Annotated in this window: 9 protein-coding genes; 2 read left to right on the top strand and 7 right to left on the bottom strand. The window is 61.5% G+C overall.

The features are described 5' to 3' along the window. The 5 genes from ACE3OH_RS14630 to yajC all read right to left on the bottom strand — a co-directional run. Positions 1–569, bottom strand: a 569-nt coding sequence (locus tag ACE3OH_RS14630) for a methyltransferase domain-containing protein (protein WP_374354326.1), incomplete at its 3' end; no start/stop codon positions are given. A gap of 4 nt (positions 570–573) precedes the next feature. Beyond that, positions 574–1,221, bottom strand: coding sequence for a DedA family protein (locus ACE3OH_RS14635; protein ID WP_374354329.1), 648 nt, complete (start codon positions 1,219–1,221; stop codon positions 574–576). A gap of 68 nt (positions 1,222–1,289) precedes the next feature. Beyond that, complete coding sequence (gene secF, locus ACE3OH_RS14640) at positions 1,290–2,237, bottom strand: protein translocase subunit SecF (RefSeq protein ID WP_374354349.1); 948 nt, start codon at positions 2,235–2,237, stop codon at positions 1,290–1,292. 13 nt (positions 2,238–2,250) lie between these two features. Continuing rightward, entirely contained in the window at positions 2,251–4,071 is a 1,821-nt protein-coding gene (secD, locus tag ACE3OH_RS14645; RefSeq protein ID WP_374354332.1) for a protein translocase subunit SecD, read from the bottom strand. 69 nt (positions 4,072–4,140) lie between these two features. Further along, positions 4,141–4,470 (bottom strand): preprotein translocase subunit YajC, encoded by a 330-nt coding sequence (gene yajC, locus ACE3OH_RS14650; protein ID WP_374354335.1) that lies wholly within the window; start codon positions 4,468–4,470, stop codon positions 4,141–4,143. A gap of 215 nt (positions 4,471–4,685) precedes the next feature. On the opposite strand from yajC, the gene ACE3OH_RS14655 reads away from it, so the two are divergent. After that, positions 4,686–5,264 carry a hypothetical protein gene (locus ACE3OH_RS14655; RefSeq protein WP_374354338.1) on the top strand — a complete coding sequence of 193 codons (579 nt, stop codon included), beginning with the start codon at positions 4,686–4,688 and terminating at the stop codon, positions 5,262–5,264. A 259-nt stretch (positions 5,265–5,523) separates the two neighbouring features. On the opposite strand, the gene ACE3OH_RS14660 is transcribed toward ACE3OH_RS14655, so the two are convergent. Further along, positions 5,524–6,204: a response regulator transcription factor gene (locus tag ACE3OH_RS14660; RefSeq protein WP_374354340.1), complete on the bottom strand. Its 681-nt coding sequence runs from the start codon at positions 6,202–6,204 to the stop codon at positions 5,524–5,526. 67 nt (positions 6,205–6,271) lie between these two features. Between ACE3OH_RS14660 and ACE3OH_RS14665 the strand changes: the two genes are divergently transcribed. Further along, positions 6,272–8,302, top strand: a complete 2,031-nt coding sequence (locus ACE3OH_RS14665; protein ID WP_374354343.1) for a 7TM-DISM domain-containing protein — start codon at positions 6,272–6,274, stop codon at positions 8,300–8,302. A gap of 43 nt (positions 8,303–8,345) precedes the next feature. Here the strand turns inward: ACE3OH_RS14665 and tgt are convergent, their stop codons facing one another. Next, entirely contained in the window at positions 8,346–9,473 is a 1,128-nt protein-coding gene (tgt, locus tag ACE3OH_RS14670; RefSeq protein ID WP_374354346.1) for a tRNA guanosine(34) transglycosylase Tgt, read from the bottom strand. Between the last annotated feature and the right edge of the window lie 141 nt (positions 9,474–9,614).

Raw genomic sequence — 9,614 nt, forward strand, 5'->3', positions numbered from 1 at the left:
AGCGCATCACCCAGATCATGCATATCGATAAAGCGGTTCACATGCGGCCTGTCATCGGCCGCTGCAAAGGCCTGGCGCAGCTCCAACAGCGTATCGGGCCCGAAGGTACTGAACATCAGCAAGCCCTCAGGCGCGAGCACACGGTGAAACTCGGCAAATGCGCGGTCTGGTTCATTCAGCCATTGAATGGCGAGGTTGGAGCAAATCAGCTCCACCGAGGCGTCGGCCAGCGGGATCGCCTCGACATCGGCGCATAGCTGCCAGTTGGCCTTGCCCATCAAGCGGCGCAGCAAGCCTTGCTTGCCGGCTGCCAGCTGCAGCATCGACAGCGCCAAATCCAGCTCGATCAGCCGCGCATCGGGATAGCGCGCCTGCAGGCGCTTGGACACTTCGCCAGTGCCGCTGCCAGCATCAAGCACCCGCCTTGGCTGCAGCTTGACCAGATCCAGCCGCTCCAGCATGCGCCCTGCCACCTCGCGCTGCAAAACAGCTGCCGCGTCGTAAGTCTTGGCGGCCTGATCAAACGAGCGGCGCACCTGTGCCTTGTCGGTGTAAAACGCGTCACTCATCGCATCACACCGTCAGGCGCGACTTGGCAAAGCGAAGTTGCACAAAACGGATCACCAGTGGCGAGGCCGACAAGGCAATCAAGGCCAGAATCATGATCGACAGATTGCGCTTGACGAATTCGACATTGCCAAACCAATAACCCAGGCTGACCAGACTACCCACCCAACCCCGGGTGCCGGTGACGCTGAAGAACACGAAACGTCCGTAAGGCATGGCAGCCATGCCGGCCACGAACGGCGCGAAGGTGCGCACCATGGGCAGGAAGCGCGCCATCGCCACCGTTTTGCCGCCATGACGGTCAAAAAATGCATGGGTCTGGTCCAGCCGCTCGCGCTTGAAGATGCGGGAATGCGGATTGGCAAACAGCCGCTTGCCCGCCAACCGGCCCACCCAGTAATTGCACGAGTCGCCCAGCACCGCCGCAGTAAACAGGCTGGCTGCCAGCAGATAAGGGTCCATTCCGCCAGTAGCGGCAACGGCACCCGCCACGAACAACAGCGAGTCTCCCGGCAGGAAAGGCATCACCACCAGGCCGGTCTCGCAAAAGATCACGGTAAACAGAATGGCATACACCCACACGCCATACTGACTGACCAAGAGCGCCAGATACTGGTCCAGGTGCAGGAAAATATCGATCAGACTGAAATCCAAGGGACACACCTTGCGTAAGCAGAAAAAGAACAGCCCAGCCAGATTGGCTGGGCTGACTGCCGGCGGACTTACACCACCGCTTCGTCTTTGACCTTGACCGGCTTGATCATATTCTCGCGGCTAACGCCAAACAGCAGCAGCAGCGGCGAAGCGACCAGCACCGAGGAATAGATGCCGAACACGATGCCGATGGTCAGCGCCATCGCGAAGTAATGCAGGCTGGGACCGCCGAAAAACAGCATCGACAGCACCATCATTTCGGTAGAACCGTGGGTGATGATGGTACGGCTCATGGTGGAAGTAATCGCGTTGTCGATGATTTCCGGCACGCTGCGGCCGCGCATTCCGCCCTTGCGGAAGTTTTCGCGGATCCGGTCGAACACCACCACCGATTCATTGACCGAGTAGCCCAGCACGGCCAGCACCGCCGCCAGCACGGTCAGCGAAAATTCCCAGTGAAAGAAGGCGAAGAAGCCAAGAATGATCACCACGTCATGCATATTGGCGATCACCGCCGACAGCGCGAAGCGCCACTCGAAGCGGATGGCCAGGTAGATGACGATGCCCAGCACCACGATCAGCAGCGCAGTCAGGCCATGAGTAAGCAGCTCGTCGCCAACCGAAGGGCCAACGAATTCCACACTACGGCGCTGCACCTGGGCGTCGGTTTTTTTCAGCTCAGCCATGACCTGGTCGGACAGCTGCGCACTATTGCTGCCCTTTACATTGGGCAGACGGATCAGCACATCGCGAGTGGAACCCAGCGGCAGAACCTGGACTTCCTTGTGCTGACCACCGAGGTTCAGCGATTCGACTTGCTGCCGAACCTTGTCCAGATCGACCGACTGGCTGTAGCGCACTTCCAGCACGGTGCCGCCGGTAAATTCGATGCTGAGGTTGAGGCCGCGCGTCAGCAGGAAGAACACTGCCAGCAGGAAGGTGACCAGCGAAATCGCCGTGGTCAGCTTCCCGTAGCTCATGAACGGGATGTCTTTTTTGAGATGGAAGAATTCGATCATGGTTGGCTCCTTATACGGCCAGCGACTTCACCTTGCGGCGATAGCCATAAATCAGGTTGACCACGCCACGCGACACGAACACCGACGAGAACATGGAGGTGACGATACCGAGGCAATGCACCCAGGCAAAACCGCGAATGGCGCCGGAACCGAAGATCAGCAGGGCAAGGCCGGCGATCAGGGTGGTGATGTTCGAATCCAGAATGGTGGCCCAGGCGTGCTCATAACCGGCCTTGATTGCCGACTGTGGTGGCATGCCGGCGCGCACTTCCTCGCGGATCCGTTCATTGATCAGCACATTGGAGTCGATCGCCATACCCAGGGTCAGTGCGATAGCCGCGATGCCGGGCAGGGTCATGGTGACGCCAAGCTTGGACAGGCAGGCAATCAGGAACAGCAGATTGGCTGCCAGTGCCACGGCAGCGGTCACGCCGAATACACGGTAATAGATCACCATAAAGATTGTAATGGCGGCAAAACCATACAGGGTGGAATCAAAACCCTTCTTGATGTTTTCCGCACCCAGGCTTGGACCGACCACCCGCTCTTCGGCAAACGTCATCGGTGCCGCCAAGGCGCCGGAGCGGATCAGGATGGAGATATCGTTGGCCTCTTCCACCGTCATGCCACCGCCTTCGATGACGAACTGGGCACCCAATTCGCCATTGATGCGTGGCGCGGTCAATACCTGACCCTTGCCGTTTTCCTTCAGCACGATTGCCATCGGCTTGCCGACGTTTTCGCGGGTCAGCTGGCGGAAGATGCCGGCGCCGGCCGAATCAAGCGACATGCTGATCACCGGACTGCCTTGCTGGTCAAAGCTGGGCTGGGCGCGGTTGATGTTCTCACCGGTCAGCTCCACTTCCTTTTTCACCAGGATCTTCTGGCCACCGCTGCCACGCGCGGTGGACATTTCCATCAATTCATAACCGGCCGGCACTTCGCCATTGATGGCGGCCGAAATATGGGCCGGATCATGGTCGGCCATACGGATTTCCAGCGTCGCCACCCGGCCGATGATGTTCTTGGCGCGGGTCGAGTCGTCCATGCCCGGCAACTCCACCACGATGCGGTTGGCGCCTTGTTGCTGGATCAGGGGCTCGGCCACGCCGAGCTCGTTCACCCGGTTCTGCAGGGAGCTGACGTTCTGCGCCACGGCATCGGCCTGCAGCTTTTGCAGCTCGGCCGCGCTGAAACTCAGTTGCAGGGTGGACTCGCCGCGCAGGGTGATCTGCATATTCGGCAGGCTCTTTTCCAGCACCTTGCGGGCGGCGGCTACGGTTTCGGCATCGCGCAGCTGCACGTCCACCGATTGCGCCATCGGCTTGATGCTGCCATAGCGCACTTTTTCTTCACGCAGGCTGCGACGTACTTCGCTGGCCACCCGTTCCAGATTCTTCTGCAGGGCGCCGGCCATATCGACTTCCATCAGGAAGTGCACGCCACCGCGCAAATCGAGACCGCGTGCCATCGGATGCGCGCCCACCGAGGCGAACCACGGCGGGGTATTGGAGATGGTATTGAGCGCCACCACGAATTCATCGCCCAGCGCATGCTGAACCAGCTCGCGCGCCTTGGTCTGCGATTCCACATCCTGCAGCTTGGCCAGCACGCTCTTGCCATCGAACTTGACGCCGGTGGTGACCAGCTTGGCGTCGGCCAGGGTCTTTTGCACCAGGCCCAGCGTGTCATTGCTGACCGGATTGCCAGAGTGCACAGCCGAAATCTGGATAGCCGGGCTTTCACCGTACAGATTGGGGACCGAATAGATAAAACCGGCGATCACGGCAAGGATGATCAGCAGGTATTTCCAGAGTGGGTAACGATTCATGGCGGGATGTACCAGAGCGGCCGAAGCCTGAGGGAAAACGGGTAGCCCAGTGGCTACCCGTGTCATTCGTTAACGCTGCGCCTTGATGGTGCCTTTTTCCAGCTTGGCCGCCACGGCGGCACGCTGCAGGACGATCTCGACGCCATCGGCGATTTCGATGGTCAGGTATTGCTCGCCAGCCTTGGTCACCCGGCCGAGCACGCCGCCATTGCTGATCACTTCATCACCCTTGGTAATGGCATCGAGCATGGCTTTCTGTTCTTTCATGCGCTTTTGCTGCGGGCGAATCATCAGGAAATAGAACAGGACAAAGATGACCACCATCGGCAGGAAGGACATCAGGTCGAAACCGGCCGGCTGAGCGGGTGCGGCTGCCGCGTAAGCGGGGGAGATCAGCATGGAGTAAATCCTGGCGAAGATTGAAAAAAACGGGGCATTCTATCTGTCAACCGGGGCAAAATCCACCGCGACCCGGTTTAATTGCCTGCCCTGGCCCAAGCATGCTTGGGCAGGGCAGCAGCAAGCTGATGCGTCCCCGACAAATGGGGGCCGTCACGCCAATTTCAAGCGGCGACAGGTAAACTGGCTGCCCACCCACCCCACCAAGACATGCGATGAAATCTGCCAGCCTGCTCGCCCTGACCCTCAGCTTGCCCGCCTTTGCCAACGATGTGCTGCTCGACTTTTACAAACTCGACAAGGAGCAGATCGCCGATCAATACAAGCGCGCCATACAGGCTTGCAACAGCAAGCCAGCCAAGGATGCGACAGCCTGCAAGACAACAGCCGACCAGCATCGCCAGCAGGCCTTGCACACCGCCAGCGCCGAGCGCGACCATGGCCTAGGCTGCCGCAGCAGCTGCGGCCGGGTAGATGCGGTCAAGCACGGCGAAGTAGCCGGCAAGGATGGCACCGCCGGCGCGGTGGTCGGCGGCGTGGCTGGCGCTGTCGTCGGCCGGCAACTGGCCGGCGACAGCAGCGCATCCACCAAGAATGTGGCTACCGCCGCCGGCGCCATCGGCGGCGCACTACTGGGCAAGAAAATCGCCGAAGACAGCGGCAAGCACCAAGCCTGGACGGTGAGCTATACGCTGTACGACGGCAACAAGGGCAGCGCCGAATTCGCCAAGGAACCGGGCTTGAAGGCGGGTGACAAGATCGAAGTCAAAGGTGGCAAACCAAGCAAGCGCTGAACACATGCTTGGCTTGCGCTGAATCAAGCCAAGCCGATGCCGAAGGCCGGGGCCTGGAATGGGTGTGGTGATGCCGTGCCACGCACGGCTCCCGGATTCCGCTGCGCTACTTGCCGATAAGCAGGTCGGAACTTGTTCCGACAGCCATATTTGGCGGTGGCGATCGCATTTTACCTACCGTAGCCGGAATGGCCCAAGGCCGCCCCGTGAATGCCGGACTATCACGCAAGCCAGGCCTCACACTTGCGTTGCTTTCAACTCATGCGTTTTTGAACAGATAGCCGATGCCGCGCACCACCTGGATCGGCGACTCGAAACCCGCATCAGCCAGCTTGCGACGCAAACGCGACAGCAGGACATCGAGCCGGTGCGGATCGTAATCCTGCCCCTTGTCGGTCAGGCTGGCCATCAGCTCATCGCGGCTGACCACCCGGTCCGGCGTGGACAGGAGGCGCTCGACCAGCGTGCGCTCGGTTGCGGTCAGCACCACGGTACGGCCGCCGGGTTCGCGCAGCACCCAGCCGCCCGCCTCCAGCTTCCAGGCACTGGCCAGCTCTTCTTCGAGCCGCGGACCGAGCCGCCGCGCCAGCGAGCGCAAGGTGGAGGCCAGCTCTTCCAGCGCCACCGGCTTGACCAGATAGGCATCCGCCCCGCCATCGAGGCCGCGCACCCTGTCTTCCAACGCGCCGCGCGCAGTCAGCATCACCACGCCTATGCCAGGCGTCATGCGCAGATGGGCCGCCACCGAGAAGCCGTCTTCGCCGGGCAAGCCGACATCGAGCAGGATCATATCCGGCCGGCGCAGCACCAGCTGGCGATACAGCGTCGGCGCATCAGCCACACCGATGCAGTCAAAACCCAGTGCCCCGAGGCCGATCACCAGCTCTTCACGCAGGTCCGGGTCGTCTTCTACAACAATCACATGCAGGGGCTGGCTCACGGGAGGTAGTTCTGTAATAGTTTTGACCGCCGAAGGATATCGACAACTCACCCTGACTGACCAGCCCTTGACTCGATTGCGCACCGTATTGGTAATACTTGTCGCCATGGCGGCCTTGCTTGCCGGCCTGGCCTGGGCCGACGGCGGTAGCCAGCCACAGGTAACCAATCTGAGCCTGTTGCGCGATCCGGGCGGGCGTTTGGCGCTGGATGACTTGCTGGCGCCGGCCACCGCCAGCCGGTTCAAACCGATACGCAATGAGACTGCGCTGGGTTTCAGCAGCGATGCCCTGTGGCTGCGCTTTCAGCTGGACTTGCCGCGCCGCGATCGCCAATGGCTGCTCGAGGTATCTCCGCCGCTACTCGATGCGGTAACGCTGTACACACCACGAGCGGACGGGGGTTACGACATCACGGCAACGGGCGATCAGCAGCCCTTTGCCAAACGGCCGCTCGCCAACCGCCATTTCGTTTTCGCCCTGCCTGACAATGCCAAGGCCAGCTATTACCTGCGCATACGCAGCAGCAGTAGCCTGCAGATCCATCTGAGGGCGCTCGATCAGGCGGGCCTGCTCGCCAGCGTCGGCATCGACAATGCGCTGTATGGCGTATTCCTTGGCATGGCCCTGCTGGTGGTTTGCTTCAATCTGATCTTCTGGCGCTGGCTGCATGAATCCATCTACCTCGCCTACGCCGGCTATGTGGCATTGAATGTATTGGCTTATGGCTTTATCAGCGGCTATGCGCAAAGCCTGCTGCCGGACTGGCCGATTGCGCTCGATCATTTGCAGAAAATGCTGTCGATCGGCCAGTTTGCGGCGGCGAGCCTGTTCCTGACGCAATTGATGCGCGCAGCAAAGCTGCTGCCGCGCCTGTCGCGCATCAACCGGCTGATCAACTACACCTGGCTGGTAATGGCAATACTGGTGGGAGGCGGCCTGCTCGATTCGGTCGGCAAGCTGATGTTCCCGCTGGGCATGCTGCAAACCACCGGCCTGTTGCTCACCGCGGTATGGCTGATCTGGCAGGGGCGGCGCGAGCTGCTTATCTACCTGATCGCCTTTCTGGCGCTGTATATCAGCAGCCTGCTCGATAGCGCCCGCGCCCTGCGCTGGATCGGCCATGCCGGCTATATCGATTATCTGCCGCTATTTGCCTCGGCCATCCATATGGTGCTGATCAATATCGGCCTGGCACAGCGGGCGCAGCGCGCCGAACATGCGCGGCGCTCGGCCGAGCAAGTCACCCTGAGCATGTCCTTGCACAATGAGCGCGAGCTGGAGGCCCGGGTGGTGCAACGCACCCGCGCGCTGGAAGACGCCAATCGCGCCCTGCACAAGGAAGTGGCCGAGCGTACCGAGCTACAGGCACAACTGCGCTCTGCCCTGGCCACCGAGCGCGAGGCGATGGTGGCGCAGCGCCAGTTTGTCGCCATGGTGTCGCATGAATTCCGCACGCCGCTGGCTATTATCGATGCCACTGCCCAGCGCATCCTGCTGCAGCACGCTACCGAGGCCGGCACGCTCAGCGGCCCGCTTAACAAGATCCGGCGCGCGGTACAGCGGCTCAACGGCCTGATCGATACCTTTCTTGGCGAAGAGCGCCAGCCCGCCAGCGGCGAGGAAGTCGCCCGCGAAACGCTGGATCTGTATCGCCTGGCCAAGCACTGTGCCGACCAGCACCAGCCGCTATCGAGCGGCCTGATCGACTGCCAGCGGCCGATCGAACCGGTAAGCGTGCTTGGCGATGGCGCCCTGCTCGCCCTGGTGCTGTCCAGCCTGGTCGACAATGCCATCAAGTATTCGCAAGCCGGCAGCCCGATCACCCTGCGTATCGCCGCCGACGCCGAGCGCGGCTGGATCGAGGTGGTCGACTATGGCGCCGGCATCGCACCGGCCGACCGGGAACGGGTCTTCGACAAACATGTGCGCCTTGGCGTGGTGGCCGGCGTCGGCGGCACCGGCCTCGGCCTCTACATCGCCCGCAATGCCGCGCGGCGCATGCAGGGCGATATCGAACTGGACAGCGCACCAGGCCGCGGCTCCTGCTTCCGGTTGTGGCTACCGCGCAGCGATGGGCAAATACCAGAAGCAGAGTGATCGCGAGCGGGGCCCCGCCCCCAAGCCAGCCTGGCGAAGACGACTACAACAGCCCGCGCGCCCGTTCCGCATGAAAGCGCGCCACGAAGGCAGAGAACTCGCCCGCCTCGATCGCGGTGCGCATCTGCGCCATCAGCCACTGGTAGTAGTGGAGATTGTGGATGGTGTTAAGCCGCGCGCCGAGGATTTCGCCGGCGCGGAACAGGTGGTGCAGATAGGCGCGACTGAAATTGCGGCAGCCGTAACACGCACATGTCTCATCCAATGGGCGGTCATCATCGCGATAGCGGGCATTCTTGATCTTGGCATCACCCCAGCGGGTAAACAGCCAGCCATTGCGCGCATTGCGGGTCGGCATCACGCAGTCGAACATATCGATGCCCTGGCTCACGCCATACACCAAGTCTTCCGGCGTGCCGACACCCATCAGGTAGCGCGGTTTATCGACAGGCAGCTTCGGTGCGGTATGGGCGAGGATGCGGGTGAACTCCTCCTTGGGCTCGCCCACCGACAGGCCACCGATGGCCATGCCATGAAAGCCGATATCGAGAAGGCCCGCCAGCGATTCGTCGCGCAGGCGCTCGTGCATGCCGCCCTGGACGATGCCGAATAGCGCGTTCGGGTTCTCCAGGCGCTTGAATTCATCCTTGGAGCGCCTGGCCCAACGCAGGCTCAGCCGCATCGAGCTGGCGGCGGTTTTTTCATCGGCCGGATACGGCGTGCATTCGTCGAAGATCATCGCCACATCGGAATTGAGCACCGCCTGGATACGCATCGACTCTTCCGGGGTCAGAAACAGCTTGTCGCCATTGATCGGCGACTGGAATTTCACCCCTTCTTCGGTGATCTTGCGCAAGGCGCCGAGGCTGAACACCTGGAAACCACCCGAGTCAGTCAGGATCGGCTTGTCCCAGGCCATGAAGCGGTGCAGGCCCTGGTGCTTGCTGATCACATCCAGCCCCGGCCGTAGCCACAGATGGAAGGTATTGCCCAGCACGATCTGCGCGCCGATCTCGTTCAGCTCATTCGGCGCCATCGCCTTGACGGTGCCATAGGTGCCCACCGGCATGAATACCGGGGTTTCCACCACGCCATGGTTGAGCACCACGCTGCCGCGACGGGCGCCGTCGCTGGTGGTCTTGAGGGTGAATTGCAGGCCGTTTTCAGCCATTTTCTTGCTCCTTGCGCCACCAGAGCCACAGTCCGGCGCGCTTTGCTTGCACGGCCATGGCACATGCCATGGCTAAAAGAGTAAGTGCCGGTGCAAAAAAGCGCACCGGCACCATCCAGTCTGATTGATTGGCAGACATCG

The organism is Chitinimonas sp. (assembly GCF_041904975.1).
Classification (GTDB): domain Bacteria; phylum Pseudomonadota; class Gammaproteobacteria; order Burkholderiales; family Chitinimonadaceae; genus Chitinimonas.

Coding starts and splice junctions, on each gene's coding strand:
- ACE3OH_RS14655 (WP_374354338.1), top strand. CDS start 4,686: ATGAAATCTGCCAGCCTGCTCGCCCTGACCCTCAGCTTGCCCGCCTTT.
- tgt (WP_374354346.1), bottom strand. CDS start 9,473: ATGGCTGAAAACGGCCTGCAATTCACCCTCAAGACCACCAGCGACGGC.
- secD (WP_374354332.1), bottom strand. CDS start 4,071: ATGAATCGTTACCCACTCTGGAAATACCTGCTGATCATCCTTGCCGTG.
- yajC (WP_374354335.1), bottom strand. CDS start 4,470: ATGCTGATCTCCCCCGCTTACGCGGCAGCCGCACCCGCTCAGCCGGCC.